21 protein-coding genes are annotated in these 17,543 nt (G+C 39.6%); 3 read left to right on the top strand and 18 right to left on the bottom strand.

Going from position 1 to position 17,543, the window contains the following annotated elements; translation table 11 throughout:
* Position 1 precedes the first annotated feature (1 nt).
* The 3 genes from ABNR88_RS03945 to ABNR88_RS03935 are packed head-to-tail and all read right to left on the bottom strand — an operon-like array spanning position 2 to position 1,842.
* Entirely contained in the window at positions 2–439 is a 438-nt protein-coding gene (locus ABNR88_RS03945) for a hypothetical protein (protein WP_291927195.1), read from the bottom strand.
* Between the two features lie 59 nt (positions 440–498).
* Positions 499–1,230: a uroporphyrinogen-III synthase gene (locus tag ABNR88_RS03940; protein WP_291927192.1), complete on the bottom strand. Its 732-nt coding sequence runs from the start codon at positions 1,228–1,230 to the stop codon at positions 499–501.
* 3 nt (positions 1,231–1,233) lie between these two features.
* Entirely contained in the window at positions 1,234–1,842 is a 609-nt protein-coding gene (locus ABNR88_RS03935) for a hypothetical protein (protein WP_291927191.1), read from the bottom strand.
* Positions 1,843–1,892: 50 nt separating this feature from the next.
* Between ABNR88_RS03935 and ABNR88_RS03930 the strand changes: the two genes are divergently transcribed.
* The 3 genes from ABNR88_RS03930 to ABNR88_RS03920 are packed head-to-tail and all read left to right on the top strand — an operon-like array spanning position 1,893 to position 4,422.
* Positions 1,893–2,846 carry a calcium/sodium antiporter gene (locus ABNR88_RS03930; RefSeq protein ID WP_291927188.1) on the top strand — a complete coding sequence of 318 codons (954 nt, stop codon included), beginning with the start codon at positions 1,893–1,895 and terminating at the stop codon, positions 2,844–2,846.
* Positions 2,843–3,298, top strand: coding sequence for a tRNA (adenosine(37)-N6)-threonylcarbamoyltransferase complex ATPase subunit type 1 TsaE (gene tsaE / locus ABNR88_RS03925; RefSeq protein WP_291927186.1), 456 nt, complete (start codon positions 2,843–2,845; stop codon positions 3,296–3,298). Before ABNR88_RS03930 ends, tsaE begins: the two co-directional genes overlap by 4 nt.
* The gene (locus tag ABNR88_RS03920; RefSeq protein WP_291927183.1) at positions 3,286–4,422 is read left to right on the top strand and encodes an N-acetylmuramoyl-L-alanine amidase; all 1,137 of its coding nucleotides are present in this window, start codon (positions 3,286–3,288) and stop codon (positions 4,420–4,422) included. Before tsaE ends, ABNR88_RS03920 begins: the two co-directional genes overlap by 13 nt.
* A gap of 226 nt (positions 4,423–4,648) precedes the next feature.
* Here the strand turns inward: ABNR88_RS03920 and ABNR88_RS03915 are convergent, their stop codons facing one another.
* The 15 genes from ABNR88_RS03915 to dsrA all read right to left on the bottom strand — a co-directional run bounded on the left by ABNR88_RS03915 (position 4,649) and on the right by dsrA (position 17,470).
* Entirely contained in the window at positions 4,649–5,029 is a 381-nt protein-coding gene (locus ABNR88_RS03915) for a YbaN family protein (protein WP_291927181.1), read from the bottom strand.
* Positions 5,030–5,064: 35 nt separating this feature from the next.
* Positions 5,065–5,397 (bottom strand): iron-sulfur cluster biosynthesis family protein, encoded by a 333-nt coding sequence (locus ABNR88_RS03910; RefSeq protein WP_291927178.1) that lies wholly within the window; start codon positions 5,395–5,397, stop codon positions 5,065–5,067.
* Entirely contained in the window at positions 5,394–6,749 is a 1,356-nt protein-coding gene (locus ABNR88_RS03905) for a cobyrinate a,c-diamide synthase (protein ID WP_291927175.1), read from the bottom strand. The genes ABNR88_RS03910 and ABNR88_RS03905 overlap by 4 nt, the downstream gene beginning before the upstream one ends.
* Before the next feature lie 24 nt (positions 6,750–6,773).
* On the bottom strand, positions 6,774–7,976 hold the full coding sequence (gene nrfD, locus ABNR88_RS03900; protein ID WP_348670081.1) for an NrfD/PsrC family molybdoenzyme membrane anchor subunit: 1,203 nt from the start codon (positions 7,974–7,976) through the stop codon (positions 6,774–6,776).
* 9 nt (positions 7,977–7,985) lie between these two features.
* Entirely contained in the window at positions 7,986–8,744 is a 759-nt protein-coding gene (gene dsrO / locus ABNR88_RS03895; protein ID WP_291927169.1) for a sulfate reduction electron transfer complex DsrMKJOP subunit DsrO, read from the bottom strand.
* Positions 8,744–9,127, bottom strand: coding sequence for a cytochrome c3 family protein (locus ABNR88_RS03890; protein ID WP_291927166.1), 384 nt, complete (start codon positions 9,125–9,127; stop codon positions 8,744–8,746). Before ABNR88_RS03890 ends, dsrO begins: the two co-directional genes overlap by 1 nt.
* A 29-nt stretch (positions 9,128–9,156) precedes the next feature.
* Positions 9,157–11,115, bottom strand: a complete 1,959-nt coding sequence (locus ABNR88_RS03885; protein ID WP_291927164.1) for an NAD(P)-binding protein — start codon at positions 11,113–11,115, stop codon at positions 9,157–9,159.
* Positions 11,116–11,132: 17 nt separating this feature from the next.
* Positions 11,133–12,716 carry a sulfate reduction electron transfer complex DsrMKJOP subunit DsrK gene (gene dsrK, locus ABNR88_RS03880; protein WP_291927162.1) on the bottom strand — a complete coding sequence of 528 codons (1,584 nt, stop codon included), beginning with the start codon at positions 12,714–12,716 and terminating at the stop codon, positions 11,133–11,135.
* A 1-nt stretch (position 12,717) separates the two neighbouring features.
* The gene (locus ABNR88_RS03875) at positions 12,718–13,491 is read right to left on the bottom strand and encodes a respiratory nitrate reductase subunit gamma (RefSeq protein ID WP_291927159.1); all 774 of its coding nucleotides are present in this window, start codon (positions 13,489–13,491) and stop codon (positions 12,718–12,720) included.
* A 77-nt stretch (positions 13,492–13,568) separates the two neighbouring features.
* Positions 13,569–13,892 carry a TusE/DsrC/DsvC family sulfur relay protein gene (locus ABNR88_RS03870; RefSeq protein WP_291927157.1) on the bottom strand — a complete coding sequence of 108 codons (324 nt, stop codon included), beginning with the start codon at positions 13,890–13,892 and terminating at the stop codon, positions 13,569–13,571.
* A gap of 27 nt (positions 13,893–13,919) precedes the next feature.
* On the bottom strand, positions 13,920–14,216 hold the full coding sequence (tusB, locus tag ABNR88_RS03865; protein ID WP_291927154.1) for a sulfurtransferase complex subunit TusB: 297 nt from the start codon (positions 14,214–14,216) through the stop codon (positions 13,920–13,922).
* A gap of 12 nt (positions 14,217–14,228) precedes the next feature.
* Entirely contained in the window at positions 14,229–14,633 is a 405-nt protein-coding gene (tusC, locus tag ABNR88_RS03860) for a sulfurtransferase complex subunit TusC (protein ID WP_291927149.1), read from the bottom strand.
* Between the two features lies 1 nt (position 14,634).
* Positions 14,635–15,036, bottom strand: coding sequence for a sulfurtransferase complex subunit TusD (gene tusD, locus ABNR88_RS03855; RefSeq protein WP_291927146.1), 402 nt, complete (start codon positions 15,034–15,036; stop codon positions 14,635–14,637).
* Positions 15,037–15,048: 12 nt separating this feature from the next.
* Positions 15,049–16,122 (bottom strand): dissimilatory-type sulfite reductase subunit beta, encoded by a 1,074-nt coding sequence (dsrB, locus tag ABNR88_RS03850; protein WP_291927144.1) that lies wholly within the window; start codon positions 16,120–16,122, stop codon positions 15,049–15,051.
* Between the two features lie 43 nt (positions 16,123–16,165).
* Complete coding sequence (dsrA, locus tag ABNR88_RS03845) at positions 16,166–17,470, bottom strand: dissimilatory-type sulfite reductase subunit alpha (RefSeq protein WP_291927141.1); 1,305 nt, start codon at positions 17,468–17,470, stop codon at positions 16,166–16,168.
* Positions 17,471–17,543: the final 73 nt, after the last annotated feature.

The following is a 17,543-nucleotide window of genomic DNA, read 5'->3' as shown; positions in this document are numbered from 1 at the left end:
CTTAGTGAATATGTCGCTCTACCCAGCTTTGCAAATCATTTAAAGGCTGTTTATCTTGCTCATGGCAACACTTCTCGAGCACCTCTAAACGCTCACTCAACTCTAAAAAGACCAGTTGAAAATGTTGTTTACCCATCTGCTCTTGGTAAAGTTTAGATTTTAACGAAGCAATAATAGTCATCAGCGCTTGCTCATTTTTTTGCTTAATGATGTCCGCTGCGCCTGCCTTATACATGGCGTCTGCTTTAATTTTCTGCATCTTTCTTAGGTGCACTTCCTGCTCTGAGTTCACACAATAAGCCGGATAGGCCAGCCGAATGCTGTCAGCGGTTACATAACCCTCGTGCGTTTGCAGCTTACCTGAATTAATTTGGTCTTGAATACTAGAGCGACTCACGCCTAATCGACGAGCCGCTTGTGAAACACTTAATTTGATCATATAATTTTTCTCCCCAGAAAAATATCGCCTTATTGCCGACTAAATTAATCAACTTTTATTTAATTGTCAAGTGTATTATCTTGCTCTAATACTGATGCAATGGCCTGATCGCTAATATTAGGGGTTACTATCACCTGTTTAAAGTTCAAAGATTGGGCATATTTTTTGATCCGCTCGCTCAAGACAATCAGCGGATATTGTTTTAAACTATCCAAGGCATTTAACTGTTTTGCCAATGAGACAAGACCCTCTAAATTCTCATTACTGGTTACACTCACAAAACCTTTTTTATCTAGCAAAAAATCGCTTAATGACTGATTATGTAGAGTGCTTAGCGTACAAACAATACGATTGTAAACTTGTGCATATTCCACTTGATTGAGGTTTTTTTCTAGACCAATTTTTAGTGTTTCACGCCCGCCTTTTCCTCTAAAAATTAAAATATTTTTATTCCTCAAACATGATACTGATTCAAGACTTAGTAAAGCTTCACTAGAGGCTTTTTCTTGTGGAAAATCATCAACAGGAATGTGATGGTTATTGAGTTTTTTAGCGGTGGCAGCGCCAACTGCAAAAACTTTTGAGTAAGAAATAGCGCTCAAAACCTCAATCCCATACTCAACCGCATTCGCACTAATAAAAATAACAGCATCATATTGGCTACGTTGAGCCGTTGCGTTGAGCGCCACCACCTCAAGCGTTGGAAATAACAAAGGCTGATGTCCAGCATCAATCACTAAAGATTCAAGCGCCTTGACTTGTGTTAGCGGGCGAGTCAATAAAACATTCACGCCTTAATAGCCTAAAATTTCTGCAATGGTTCGAATCTTACCCAAAGCCTCACTCTCCGCATCTTTACAAATCAGTAGTGTTCGAGTGTTAATTTCAGCCAAGCGCTCAATTTTTGCTCTCATCTGCTTCTCGTCACCATCACCCTGAATATGGCAAACTGGCAAATCAGTGTAATATAAATACTGACCCATTGCATGCTTGTTGTTTAGTGCCAACTGTAGCTGATTATTCGATTGAAATGACACTCGATAAGCACTCAATAAATTCATAATCTCATCACTAGGCTGTCGATCCAATTCGCATGACAAGATAAATAATAACCGGTACGGCGCAACAGAATCAAGCAAAGTGCTCAGTGTACTAGCATCTAGCAGCTGTTGAGGTGTAATGGTAAGCACCAGCTCAAATTCCTCACCATCCTCTTCAGGGCTAGAACCTTCTAGCTCTTCAAAAATCGACTCCAAATCTTCTGTTGTATCAATTGGCAATGACAAGGCTTTAAACAGGGTTGAATAATAGTCAAAGCGCCATTCACTAGGTAAATCATCTGGATAAAAATCATCCACTAAGTCCAAACCACAACGGCCAATTAAAAACTCTGTTTCACTCATCTTTTACGGTTCGGCCTTTATAATAAACAAAAATTTAACAAAAAATCAATATGCCTGACATTCTACTACCAATTATCGCCTTGTTATCAGGTTTTGCACTTTTAATTTGGAGTGCAGATGAGTTCACGGAAAATGGTGCGAAAATCGCCAATATTTTCAAGGTTTCACCACTTATCATTGGTTTATTAATCTTTGGTTTTGGCACCTCTGCACCAGAAATGCTGGTTTCAGGCTTAGCTGCTATGGATGGTAACACCGGGCTCAGTATTGGTAACGCAGTCGGCTCAAACATCTTTAATATAGCCTTGGTATTAGGCATTAGTGCTATCATCACGCCAATTGAAGTGCAAGAGAATATTCTCAAAAAAGAGTGGGTATTTTTAATGTTGGCAACTTTGGTTGCCGGGCTACTACTTTGGGATCTTCGACTAGATATATTAGACGGCTTTATATTGCTAGCTCTACTAACCCTGTTTCTAGCCTACACCTTTAAAGAATCAAAAAATAGCCAAAATCACGAATTTGATGAATTAGAAAAAAGCGTTGATAAAAGCCAAACAAGCAAAACTTGGGTGATGCTCATTATTGGCTTAATCGTTCTAATTTCAAGTGCAAAGCTAGTGGTTTGGGGTGGTGTTGAAGTGGCACAAGCCTTTGGCGTATCTGATTTAATCATCGGACTGACTGTGGTTGCTTTGGGTACGAGCTTGCCAGAATTGGCCGTTTCTATTGCCAGTGTTTTAAAAAAGCAATATGAAATGGTGGTGGGTAATGTCATTGGCTCAAACCTCTTTAACACTATCGCGGTTCTTGCCATTCCAGGGCTTATCCATCCTTCAGATGTTGCACCAGAAGTGATTACACGTGACTATCCAGTAATGCTTCTGCTCACTGTTTTACTCTTTGTTGTTTCTTACAAATTTGGTAAAAAACACATCATCAATCGCTTTGAAGGGTTTGTTTTGGTGAGTGTTTTTAGTCTTTACATGTGGCAGTTATTTTGAATTTAGTTTTTACTCACGAATCCAAAACGCAAGCCTTTGCACAAACCTTAGCCGCTTGCGCGCAAACCATTGACCAGGCTATTGTTATCTATTTGGAGGGGGATTTAGGTGCAGGTAAAACCACCTTTGCACGAGGATTTATCCAATTTTTTGGCTTCGATCGAGTCAAAAGCCCAACCTACTCATTGGTGGAAAGCTATTTAAATAATAAGATCAATATACACCACTTTGATTGCTATCGTCTCAGTGACCCAGAAGAGCTAGAATATATTGGCATTCGTGAATACGCAAAGCCTGGGCATATTCAGCTTATTGAGTGGGCCGAGCTAGGCGCGGGAATCATTCCTCCTGCTGATCTAGTCATTAGCATTACTGGAGAAGATAACACCAGACAGTTAAACTTAAGCGCCAACAACGACATAGGCGAGCAACTTCTACAATGTATCGACTAATCAGCTTACTGATTGGCTTATTTTTTCTAAACAGCGCGTTTGCTGACAATCGAACCACACTTTATGATTTTCGTTTTTGGAGCTCTCCTGAGCGTACCAGAATTGTAATCGATGTTGACCAAGGCGTTCGGTTTTCAATTAAGCAAAAATCAAATCAATTTACACTCAGCATTCGCAACGCCAAACTACTTAAAGAAACCTATAAAAAGCTGTTTTATACCGATCAACGCATTAACAAAACACGCGTTAAGCGAGAAGATACCACCTATCAATTTAAATTTAAATTACAAGATCAGTATCTAATTAAAAGCTACACTCTAAAACCAAATGATAAATATCAGCACCACCGGCTAGTGGTTGATTTGTATAATCAAAAAAATCAAGCCAACACGCTGGTCAAAAAACCTAAAAAAACACTAATTAAAAAACCAATCAGCAAGCAATATAGCCAAAAAATTATTCTGCTTGATGCCGGACATGGTGGCGAAGATTCTGGCGCAGTCGGCTACAAACGCTCAAAAGAAAAACGCATCACTCTTCGTATCGCTAAAAAATTAGCCAAAAAAATTAACAACACCAAAGGCATGAAAGCCTTTCTCACTAGGCGTGGTGATTATTACGTTGGACTCACCAAACGTATTCGCATTGCTCAAGCCAATAAAGCCTCGCTATTTGTTTCTATTCATGCGGATGCAGTAAAGAGTAGGCATGCCAAAGGCGCTTCAGTTTACACTTTATCAGAACGTGGCGGATCAACCAAATTTGCACGCCGTTTGGAAAATTCCCAAAATACGTCTGATCAATTTGGCGTCAAACAACCACGCAATAGCAAAGACCAATATTTAAACAAAATTCTATGGGATTTGTCCAGAAAAGATCGCGATATTCAAAGTCAAAAACTTGGCGCTAAAATCTTAAAGGAAATGAGTAAAATTGGCCATCTGCACAAGAAAAAACCACAAAAAGCTGGTTTTGTCGTACTCAAAACTCCGGCCATCCCTTCAGTTTTAGTGGAAACCGCCTTTATTTCTAACCCCGAGGAAGAGCTTAGACTTAACAACAATAAAGAACAAGATAAAATCGCTAATGCTATTTACCAAGGCATTCTTAACTACTACAAATAGCCGGTTTTCAATATTTCCTAAATTTTCAATCATTGAAGTAACCAGGCGTTATCTTGTATTGATTTGAAGCAAATTTCACAACAAAACTCTTACTTTTAATGGTTTTTATGCTGATTATTAATACTTAAAAACATCATTCGCATTATTTGCGAATTTTTCTAAACCTTGTACTTAACAACCTCAACCTGATTGACACACTCTTGCACCTAAAATAGGTGCAAAAAAACTAAGGCCGATTTGGCTCTTTCAAGCGCCAAATGTAGTACAAGCAAATAATCGCTATTAAAATTAGCATTGTTTGTAGCAATGGATTATCTTGCAAAACAGCAATAGAAACTGAAAAGCTCAGAGCAATAAGCACACTAGCGCGGATTTTAATACGTCGAGAAACTGTTCTATTTTTCTCCCATTGTCTTAACAGACTACCAAACCAAGGATGGTCTATCAACATTTGATGAAACTTCGGCGAACTTTTGGCAAACAGCGCAAGAGCAAGTATTAAAAAAGGTGTGGTTGGCAAGATGGGAATCAAAACACCAATTACCGCCAGGATTACAAACAGCCATCCTAGTGATATGAATAAGTTTTTTTGTATTGTTTTTTTCATGCGGTGTCAATTATTGCACGAAGTTGGTTGAACGATTAAGGCTTGGTTGGTGCGTGATCTTGCTCTGGTGGCGTGTATTCCGGATCGTTTGGGTTCATAAATACAAAGCTGTAATCTTGACCCGCTTCGATTTGATCAAAATCAACTACCATACCTTCTAGCAATACTTTTTGCTCATATGCCAGTAAATATTCAACACCATTTGATTCTAAGTGAATATCGCCATCATGACGCTCATCAAATCCCATTAAGTACTGAAAACCCTCATCAGTTTGATCTGCAGCAAAGCGAATAATAAGCCCTTGAGTTTCTGGATTGTGAGTTGAAAGCGAGATTTCTTCTGCGGCTTTTTTTGTAATAGTGATCATAATATTTTGTGTTTAATGGTTCGAATAAAATCGACAAATTGCTCAACCCATTGATTGCCACCCACATTGCGCAAATGCGTATACGAAGCAAGTAAGTTATGTTTAATAATGCCGTCTTGCATATTATCCACACCCACACCACGCAAAACCTTAAAAGCGTAGCGTGTATTTGGATCAATGTTTGTTAGCTTAGAGTAATGAAATTCATGTGCATAAATAGTGTCTGCCACATCCTGCCAAGGGTGCTCTTTTACAGGAGCAAGCTGTACGTAGCCCCGACCAATTGGCTTAGGTGTCATGTCTGTATCTGCATCAATCACACCAACCATCGGATAAGATTTACCTTGACTGGTAATTTGATTAGTTAGATACATCAAGCCTCCGCACTCAGCATAAGCTGGCAAGCCTTGTTCAATTTTTTGCTTTATGTCTTGTAATAAAGATTTATTTGCGCTTAACGCTTCTAACTGCATCTCTGGAAAACCACCACCGATAAACAAGCCATCGCATTGAGGTAGTTCGTTATCTTGAAGCGTATCAAAATAAACAAGTTCAACACCTAGTTGGTTAAATTTGTCCAGATCGTCTTGGTAATAAAAACCGAAACTACTGTCTTTTGCCACGCCGACACGCAACCGAGAATTCGAACTGATTTCAGGTGCAGATGAGATTTGGATGTTTTTTTCCAAACTAACGATTTTATGTAAATCTACTTGATCAGTAATCAGTCGAGCGGCACCATCAATAAAATACTGCGATTGAGGCGTTTCATTTGCGGGCATTAAGCCTAAATGACGCTCATCAATAACCAGCTCCTTAGAGCGTCTTATTGAGCCAACCACTTCAATATCTGTATAGTGTTCAATTGCTTGAATGAGTTTTGACTCATGACGCTCGCCAGCAACCTTATTTAAAATAACGCCGGCGATATTAACATCCGGATCAAAATCTTGATAACCTTTGACCAATGCAGCCACACCACGAGTAATGCCCGTAGTATCAATCACCAAAATTACCGGAATATCTAATAACTTAGCCAGATCAGCATTTGCATCACCACCAGTAACACTCATGCCGTCATATAAGCCTTTATTGCCTTCAATAATGGAAACATCAGCCGAAGAATTTTTATGCTTATATAGCTGAATTATTTCAGATTCAGTCATATTATAAAAATCTAGGTTATAACATGCCTGACCACTAGCTTGAGACAACCAAATTGGGTCTATGTAATCTGGGCCTTTTTTGAATGGTTGGACGTTTAAATTATGAGCCTTTAAAGCGCCACAAATCCCCAGACTAACAACCGTTTTGCCTGAGGATTTGTGTGCTGCGGAAAGATAAACGGACATTGACTGCCCTACTTTAAGCGTTTGCTAGTTTTTATGGTGCGGATCAGCAACATCATCAGCCAAACTCTCTGGCAAGAAAGGCAGAAATTTAACCAAATAAGCAATCGCAATTAGAGCCACTGCTATTCCACCCAAACCTAGCATTAATTCGGCCAATGTTGGAGTGTAAGCGGCAATACCGCCATAACCTTCTAGCATTTCTTTGCCTGGGAATAGTTCCATTGGATAAGCCTGACCGCCAATAATAATGACATAAAGCTGAGCAATACCACCTAAGATAATTAAGACTGAAGCCAAGCCAAGCATAGAGCGATTGCCTTTAGTAGCAGGAGAGTAAAGCAACGCTAATGGCACAACACCGCCTAAGACAATTTGCCCATACCAGAACAATTGAGTGTAGATACCGCCATCCATTAGAATAAAGCTTTCAACACCAGCATTTTCAGCTAAGTATAAGTTGCCTAAATGATAAACTGCTACAAAATAAAGTACTGCTGCAACAAATACACCTAATAAATTACTTAATCGATTAACAATTGCATCGCCTAATGGGCGCTGAGTCCACTTGTAACTTGCCATGAGCACGAGTACGAAAAAAGCCAAGCCAAATGCAAAAGACATGATTACAAACATAGGTGCCATAATAACGGCGTCATACGCTTGACGAGCTACCAAAAATCCAAAAATAGAGCCAGTACCTGTTGTTAGAATTAGTCTCCAGGTAAAAGCGGCAATACCCACTTTACGACTATATTTGTTCATGCGACGCTCAAACATCATCCATAGATAAACACCTACAATAACGAAGAAACCATTATAAAGAATGATATTCCAAGCAAAAATGGAATTGAAATTATACTCAGTCATGGCAACGATCAAACGATCTGGGCGACCTAGATCCAGTACCAATACCATCAAACCACCAGCCAACAATGCCAATGCAACAAGACCAGACAAGCGTGATAATGGCTTGTAAATTTTCTTATTAAAAACTGATGCTATAGAGGCGATATTAAGTGCACCCGATGCAGCAACAATCAAAAATAATGCAAATACGTGAGGCAATCCCCAAACAATACGATTGCTCATGCCAGTCACGTGGTGACCATTGTGCTCCATAAAGTAAACACTACCTAATGCTGCTAAAATAAAAGCGCCCAGACCTGCAATTAATGTATAAAAACCTAAACTCTTACCTTGTGTTTGCTCGTAACGAATAATGCTCATAATCTGCTCTTAAATTCCACTATAACGTACACCCGTATTCAGATTTAAATCTGCACGGATTTGTGTACTTTGAACTCTTTTCAATGTCTGATTGATTTTGCTAGTTGGATCGTGTAAATCACCAAAGATAACTGCATCACTATCAACAGCCTCAACACATGCAGGCTTCTCACCTTTGTCGACCTTATGTACACACATTGTGCAAGCTTCAACAGTACCCTTACCTCTTGGCATATGTTCTTTTTGATCGGTTAACGCCTCATGAACAAACGAGCGTGCATCGTACGGACAAGCCATCATACAATAACGACAACCAATACATAAATGTCTGTCAACTAAAACAATGCCGTCTTCACGCTTCATTGAAGCGTTAGTTGGGCAAACATCAACACATGGCGGCTGATCACAATGCTGACACATTAGTGCTAGATTGCTAATGCGATCAGTTGCCTTGTCTTTAACTTTAACCTTTTTAATCCAACCAGCTTTTTGATTACCTGTTGAATGCGCCTCATTACCCCAGCCTTGCTCCTCTTGACAAGCATTAACCATGTCATCAATATCGACCTCAGTTAGCTTATTAGTATCGATTAGCATGCCCCAACGCTTTTCGTTTGTTACTGGATTTTCACCAGCAGCATTGACGTAAGTTGTGAGTGTAATTCCGGTTGCAATAGTCGCAACACCAGCCGTTGTAGCAGTTGTTTTAATAAAGTCTCTACGACTAAGATTTTTATTTTTCTGAATTGATGTTTGGCACTTATCCATTACAAATCCTCTTTTGGCGTATTACGATGACAAGAAAAACAATCTAGACTTGTACCAACTTTTTGATGACAAGTCGAACAAAACTGCCCCGACTGGTCGATTGGCATAAATTCGTCATTCTGATCAGTCGCACTATGGCAATTAACACAAGCTTTCAATGAATTGCGCTTAGTGCGAATACCTTGACGTAAGGTTTTGTCTCGTTTGTGCATCAAAAAGTTTGGATGCATGATTCTGATTTCTTTTAAGTCCGGGTGAATGTCTTCACTCTTACCTTCTTCTTTTAGCTCACTGGCTCTATCACCCAGATTAACATGCTTATCTGCATATGCAAAAACACTGGTTAAGAATACAGTTAAAAAAACAATCAACAAACGTTTCATAGTTACTCTCTCAAAAAATTCAAGTAGGCTTATTCACCTAAACCCATCTGGATATAACCAGTTGGACATACATCCGCACAAATATGACAACCAACACACTTAGAGTAATCAGTATCAACGTAACGACCTAAAGTTGCCTTATCTTTTTTAACCTTAAATACTGCATCTTGAGGGCAGTACATAACACAGTTATCACACTCAAAACATAGACCACAAGACATGCAACGACTTGCTTCGGTTTGAACTTCTTCCTCTGTGTAACCAATTAAACGCTCTTCAAAGTTGCCCAATACATTTTCTGTATCAACCACTTTATGGTCACGTTGATTACGCTGCTCGTTGTCAAAATGCCCTAGGAATAATTCCGTATGAGAAATGATAGATGCATAAGCACGATCTTCATAATTATGGATTGCGTAGTCTGCAGTATCGGTACCCTCACCAGCTTCACCACCTTTTTCATAGTCTGATGGAGATAAATCCCACTCATCAAGTTTCTTAGCAAGATCAAAGTAATGTACATCAACCTTATTACGGGCCTTCTGATTACTACCTGAAAGGAAGTCATCAATACTTTCAGCAACAATACCTGCTTGACCAATGGCAGTTGTTAACAAGTGTGGACGAACTACATCGCCACACACAAAGAAACCTGGCTTATTGGGAACTTGGTAGTTTTTGTCTGCATCAATAAAGCCATGGTCATTAAAGAATGAATCATCCATGCCTTCAGAGTCAACTGTTTGACCAATTGCTGAAACGATTAATTCACATTCAATATCAAACTCAGAGCCTTCAATTGGTGTATTTCCATCTTCTTCTAAACGTACAAAACGCAATGCTGTTGCACGACCTTCGTCATTTGTTACAACTTCAACAGGGCTTAATTGACCTTGAATCTCAACACCTTCACGAGTTGCATCATCAATCTCTTCTTGCGCTGCAGGCATATCGTCAATGGTTGAACGAGTTGTCAATAATACGTCAGCACCTAAACGGTTAGAGGTGTCTACAACGTCGTGCGCTGTATCGTTAAAAATAATATGCTCAGGACGATCTTTATCAGCAACATTTGTAATATCGCCCAAACGACGTGCAACCGATACAACGTCAATTGAAGTATCACCACCACCAATACAAATTACTTTGCCTGTGATGTGCTGTAAACGACCTTGGTTATATGCTTCAAGGAATGCTACACCAGAAACACAGTTAGTGGCATCGCCACCTGGAATAGGTAGCGTACGACCACTCATTGCACCAATGGCAAATAAAACTGCATCAAATTCTTTTTCTAATTCTTCAACCGTTACATCAACACCGACTTTAGTGTTCATCTTAGTCTCAACACCGGTTGCAATAATACGGTCAATTTCGTGACCTAATACGTCACGTGGTACACGGTAATCTGGAATACCGTACATCATCATACCGCCAAGTTGGTCGTATTTTTCAAAAACAGTAACTGCATGACCTTGACGACGCAGCTGTAAAGCCGCTGCTAAGCCACCACAACCACCACCGATAATAGCAACTTTCTTGCCAGTATCTGCAGCATTAATTTCAAATGTATAACCTTCTTGCTTTGCATTGTCGCCGATAAACTGCTCAACAGCGTTAATACCAACAGTATCTTCAACTTCGTTACGGTTACAACCATCTTCACAAGGCGCTGGACACACACGACCCATTACTGATGGGAACGGGTTAGCTGCAGTAGAGCGACGGAAAGCGTACTCTTGCCATGACATATCACCAGTTGGCTTTTCCATGCCACGAACGATATCTAACCAACCACGGATATTATGACCTGAAGGACATGAACCTTGACAAGGAGGAGTTTGTGTTACGTAAGTAGGACACTTGTGTGATGTGTCTTCTTGAAAGATCTTTTGACTCCATGGAACTGCACCTTGCTCGTCATCTTTATAAAGTCTAAATGTATGACCTTCACCTTTAGTTGGTACACCGTAAGCATTCTTTTGCATAATAAATCTCCTTGTTTTTATTCAGTTTCTGCTGCATCTGCTTCAACAGCATCCTCAGCATCAGTTTGTGGTTTGTCCAAAATAATAGCTGCACTCACCAACTGGTGAACACTAACAATCATGTATGGATCAAAATCAAATTTTGGTAATACTTTGGTAAATTGTGATTTACAAATCGCACAAATTGCCGCTAAAGTATTCACCCCTTCGTTCTTTTCTACTTCTTTTAGTGCTTGCATTCTCGGCATAGCACCTTTAACTCGAATCTCCATCAAATCGTCCGTTAGAAGACCACCGCCACCACCACAACAGAATGTAGATTCTTTAATTGTAGATCTTTCCATGTCTACGTAATTATTACAAACTGCTTTAATTACTTCACGTGGAAGAATAAATTGACCGCCTTCAATGCCGCCCATATTGGTTGCACGGGCAACATTACATGAGTCGTGGAATGTCACCGTACGATCATCATTTTCTGACTTGTCAAATTCTAACTTACCTCTTTGGATTAAATCGTAGGTATATTCGATAACATGTTGTGGTTGTGGATATCTATGATCCAACTGATTTTGCAGCTTAAGTGCATACTCATCACTTGATTGAGCACCCGCACCAACACCACTTAAAGTGTTCCAGAAACTGTAAGCAACACGCCATGCATGGCCACATTCACCTACCATCACACGAGATACTTCAAGATCTAGTGCTGCTTTACGAATTCTTAATGCCGCTTTACGCATAATATCGTATGAACCGATAAACATACCAAAGTTAGCACCCTCAGAGGCGTATGAACTCATCGTCCAGCTAACACCATCTTGATAAAACACTTTTCCGTAACCAATTAAGCCATCAATATGCGGCTCAGCAAAGAAATCTGCTGACGGTGTAATCAGTAATATTTCAGCACCTTTAACATCTAATGGGTATTTAACCGGCGCACCAAAATCTTCTTCAACTTCCTCTTCAAGATCTAACAATGTATCTCTCAAAGCTGGCTCAGGAAGACCTAAGTTGTTACCAACTGTAAGTGCCTTACCTAAAATCTGATTACAGTATTTCTGACCAATGCCAACTGCGTCTAGTACTTCACGAGCGGCCATTGAGATCTCAGCCGTATCAATACCGTACGGACAAAATACTGAACATCGACGACATTGTGAGCACTGATGAAAGTAGTTATACCAATCATCAAGCATATCGTCATCAAGCTCTTTAGCGCCAACCAATTTTGGAAAGTACTTACCTGCAAAGGTAAAGTGACGACGATAAACACTACGAAATAAATCTTGGCGTGCAACAGGCATGTTCTTAGGATCAGAAGAGCCTAGGAAATAATGACACTTATCTGTACATGCGCCACACTTAACACACGAATCTAAAAATACTTGCACTGAACGATACTTGGATTTAAGTTCGCCCATTTTAGCAATAGCAACCTCTTGCCAGTTATCGACTTTCTCGCCCGGAAAACCTAATGGAGTTTGAAATTCTTCAGCCGACTTAAACGGGCCGTCGCCTTTCATAATCCCTGGATTTAATTCAGGAATCTCAATGTAGGTTGGTAACTTAGGGATATCAAATTCTTTAGCAGCCATCTTATTCGTCCTTACCTAATGTTTGTTCAAGCTTCACAGCATGCTCTTTTTCTTGTTGTAATGCCCAAGGAGAAATGTGGCGTTTCTTACGCGCATCATCGACTTGGTTACGTGTCGGGCTAAAGAAAACACCTGGCACGTGTAATAATTTTGAAATTGGGAAAATTGCTAATAAGACAAATACCAAGAATAAATGCACTAAGAAGTGTGTTTCAGTTGGTAAGTTAGTCCAATCAAAAGTAACCAATCCAGAAGCAAACGCCTTAACCATCATTACATCCGTATGATTGTCAGTAAAAGTCATAACGACACCGCTCACTCCAATTGTAATCAGCATTAGCAGCATTAAATAATCACTAGGTGCTGAAATATAGCGAATACGTGCAACGAAAATTCGACGCACTAATAATCCGCCGAGGCCAATCACCATGGCAAAAGCAGCATATTTAAAGGGCTGTATTAATAAAAACACTTCTGGTAAATCACCAGGAATAAAATAGCGTAAATGGCGAACTAGAACTAATAGTAAGCCAAAATGAAACAAGAATCCGAATAACCAGATCCATTTATTAGATTTGAAAAGACTTTCGAATAAAGTCACTTCACGAATCATTCTAAAAACCACACCTGTTTGTGTTAATTGGGTTGGTGCAGTTGGAATTTTTAACGGTGCAGGGGTGATCCAAAATTGATAGATCTTCTTACCCATGCCCACGATAAAAATGAATAGGGAAATGTAAAATAAAGCGGTAAATATAATGCTTAATGTTGACATATTGCTCTCAAACTTTATGTTTAAAAAATAAAAAAACACCTACATAACTGCAGATGTCTTTCATTAATTGTATCTAACTAGATACAACCAGTTGGCTTAGGAAGACCAGCGAAACGACAACCTTGCTTACCAGGACCATAAGGGAATAAAGAGTAAAGGTACTTAGAGTTACCCTTGTCTTTACCCATTCTCTTAGCGATCGCTTTTGTAAGTACACGAACTGCAGGTGCAATTTGGTACTCTTCAAAATACTCACGTAAGAAATTAATCACGTCCCAATGCTCGTCTGTTAACTCAACATCATCGTCCGCAGCCATTTGTTTACAAATGTCTTCATTCCAATCTTTAAGATCTACTAAGAAACCTTCTTCATCTACTTCAGCGCCACAAATTTGTGCCATAATCGTACTCCTATATAAAAATTAAAGTTAAACCCAAGAAACCGCAGTTCCATGTTCAACAACTAGATCTACAAATCCAGCATAATCAACTAATTTGATATTGTCTGCTAGTTTTGGAGAAATTCCTCTCGCTTCAACATCACCTTGCAATGCAAATACACGCCCACTTGCGGCAAGATCTGCAATCATTGATGAGTTAGCATTATTCGCCGCATTAATTACACCGTCTTCAATAAATAAAATAACGCTTGTATCGTCAATTGTATTTAGGCAAGATTGTAGTGAATTACGCTCGAAAGATGATTTGTTTACTGTATGTAACATATTAAACCTCTCTTAGAAACTTAAGCAAACGTCTTGTTCAGACATAATTGCTTTAAGTTCATCATTAGTAACAACTTTAACAGAAGGCTTTTCTTCCCAGTCGTCATCTTCATCTTCATACACTAAAGGCATAAGATCAGACTCAGACAAACCTCTTTCTTCTAAAGACTCTTTAGAAACATAAAGTTTGTTGATATCGTAATCACCTAGTGCGTGAAAAGTCTTAGAAAAGTTTTTCATGCCAATGCCGTCAGTCTCTTGACCTTCAACGATCTGGTATACACCATCATCCATGAAAGCTAAAGATACATCTTGCTCAAAAGCAGCGGCAATTAATACCACTTCTAATGATTCGATTGCATACACCGTACCAAATGAAGATCGGCGATTTAAATACATAAATTTCTTTGTAGCCATCTTAATCTCCAAATACCACTAAACGATCACACTGAATACCTGCTTCGATCAACTGGCCAAGGCCAGAGATTCGAAATGCAGGATGCAAGTTATTACCTTCAATAGAATTCTTAGAAGCTTCAGACTCGTCAAGCATACCTCGACGAAGTGCTGCAGCAACACAAACTACTAATTCAGGCTCACCTTCGGCATTCTTAATATCTAAAGAAGCCCAGTTGTTAACAACATGGCGATCATCTTGTGGTGGCAATGTAAAACGAGATGCATTATTCACACCATCATGGTAGAAAAATACACGAAAAATTTCATGTCCATTTTCAATCGCTGCTTTAGCGAACTGGAAAGCCGTATCAGACGCTTGGTGCTGATATGGACCTTCATTTACTTGAATTGCAAACTTCATGTCAAGTAAACCTTAAAAACGGATGTGAGCAGAAGAGTTCAACTGGTGACGTGAACCTTTCCAATCATTGATATGGAATTTAGTAAACGGTAGTCCAGTCTTCTCAAAGAATGCTGGCCAGCCGATACGATCAACCCATTCGCCAACTCTTTCCCAGTCGCGTGCATCTTCTTTATATACACTTAAGATGTTTTTAACAACTGCACCAACTTCCGGCCATCTTGGCGGATTGTTAGGTAGGTTGGAAGCAACTAGCTTATGGAAAGAAGGCTTAGATCTTGCATTCGAGTTCTTACCACCAATCCATAGAGCAATTTTAGAGTTCTCAGGATCATTAATCTGCATTGGAGGACATGGTGGGAAACATGCACCACAACAGATACATTTCTTCTCATCAACTTCCAAAGTAGGCTTGCCGTTAACCATTGCAGGACGAATCGCAGCAACTGGACAACGAGCAACAACGGTAGGACGCTCACAAACCATTGACACTAAATCATGGTTAATCTTAGGCGGCTTAGTATGTTGAATATTAAGTGCGATATCACCTTGACCACCACAGTTAATTTGACAACAAGAAGTTGTCATGTGAACACGGTTAGGCATTTCTTCACGAGTAAACTCTTCGTGCATCTCATCCATTAATGATTTAACAACACCTGATGCGTCAGTACCTGGAATATCACAGTGTAACCAACCTTGAGTGTGAGAAATCATTGTTACTGATGGTCCAGTACCGCCAACAGGGAAACCTGCTTCAGTTAGCGCTGATACTAATGCATCAACTTTAGAGCCATCAGAAACCATGAATTCAACGTTTGAGCGCATAGTAAAACGAACATAGCCATCTGCAAATTCATCTGCAATATCAGCTAATTTTTTAATTGTGTAAACATCCATTTGACGTGCTGTACCACAACGAACTGTGAAGATTTCTTCATTGTTCTTTGATGTGTGGTGTAATACACCAGCGCGTGGACGGTCGTGGTAAGCCCATTGGCCGTAGTTACGACGCATTGTTGGGTGCATGTATTGAATAGGATCTGGAACTCCAGATTCGATTGGCATAATTGGTGCTGCAGCCATAATATTTCTCCTAATTTATAAGTTTATTAATTTAATTGAATGTTTAAGCGTTAGCTTCTGCTTTGTTCTCGAACCACTTAACTGCTTCTTCATCCCAGTCATCCATACGAACGTATGAAGAGGTACGAGTAGAGTTGATCATGTTTGGATCAACGTTAACACCGATACCTTCAAGGAAGTTTACAACACCGATACGCTCAATCATTTCACCTGTACGTTCGTGCTCTAATGCATTTTCAGCGAAGAAGTCGATTACTTCACCTGCTAAGTCTTCAATTGCTTCTAAGTCGTCTGCGTTATCCATTTTCATAAATGGAACGATAACTGAACCGAATAAGTCACCAATCTTCAATGTACGCTTACCACCCATGATAATCATTACACCTTTATCATCACCAGTTGCCAAGATAGGCTCAACATCGCCTTTAGCAATGTAATTGTGAGTTAATGGAGAAGTTACATTTAAACAATGCATACACTTAACACAGTTTTTGTTGTCGATTGTTAATGAGTTATCGTCATTTAGTGTCATGCAGCTAGTAGGACAACGAGAAGTAATATTGTCAACTACGTACTGAGTGCCTTTATCAGCAACCATTGCTTTAAATAAGTCTTGGTTGATTTTAATATCATCTCTCCAAGTACCAATCGTTGCGAAGTCAGCACGCTGTACAGAGTTCATACAGTCGTTTGCACAACCAGAAACCTTAAACTTCATTTTGTAAGGTAAAGCAGGTCTATGCATGTCATCAAGGAATGCGTTAACTAGTGTACGCAATACCGCTTGCTCGTTCGTGTTTGACATTTCACAACGTGAAGCGCCAACACAAGACATGCCAGTACGTACCGCAGGACCTGCACCACCTAAGTCAAAACCGTAAGCATTGAATTCGTTAAAAATTGTTTGCGTAGTTTCTTCAGTTGCACCTTGTAACATGATGTCGCCTGATTGACCGTGGAATGCAATTAAGCCAGAACCACCGTTATCAACAAACATATCACACATATCTCTTAATAGAGTTGATGTGTAGTGCATGCCTGCTGGTGGCTGAATACGTAATGTATGAAATTCACCTGCTGCAGGGAATTTATAGTCACCATTATCGTCTTTTAACTCGTTAAAACGTGGAATGATGCCGCCACCGTAACCGATAACACCAACTGTACCACCTTTCCAGTAACCTTTTTTAGTTACGTAAGATGTTTCTAGTGTACCTAGTACGTCGCGTGCCATATCAGCACCTTTGTGTGAATCACTTGCTAGACGTTTAAGACCTGTTACAAATGAAGGCCATGGACCTTTTTCCAACTCATCGAGGTTGGGTGTGTTATATAGCTCTTTTGCCATTTTATCTCTCCGATATATTTAATAAATCTTTAGAACACTGGGTTTTAAAGATGTGAACGAGACAAATTATACT

Origin of the sequence: uncultured Candidatus Thioglobus sp., assembly GCF_963981275.1 — a bacterium.
Classification (GTDB): domain Bacteria; phylum Pseudomonadota; class Gammaproteobacteria; order PS1; family Pseudothioglobaceae; genus Thioglobus_A.
The sequence above is the reverse complement of the archived record's forward strand: the minus strand, read 5'-3'. Positions and strand labels throughout refer to the sequence as shown.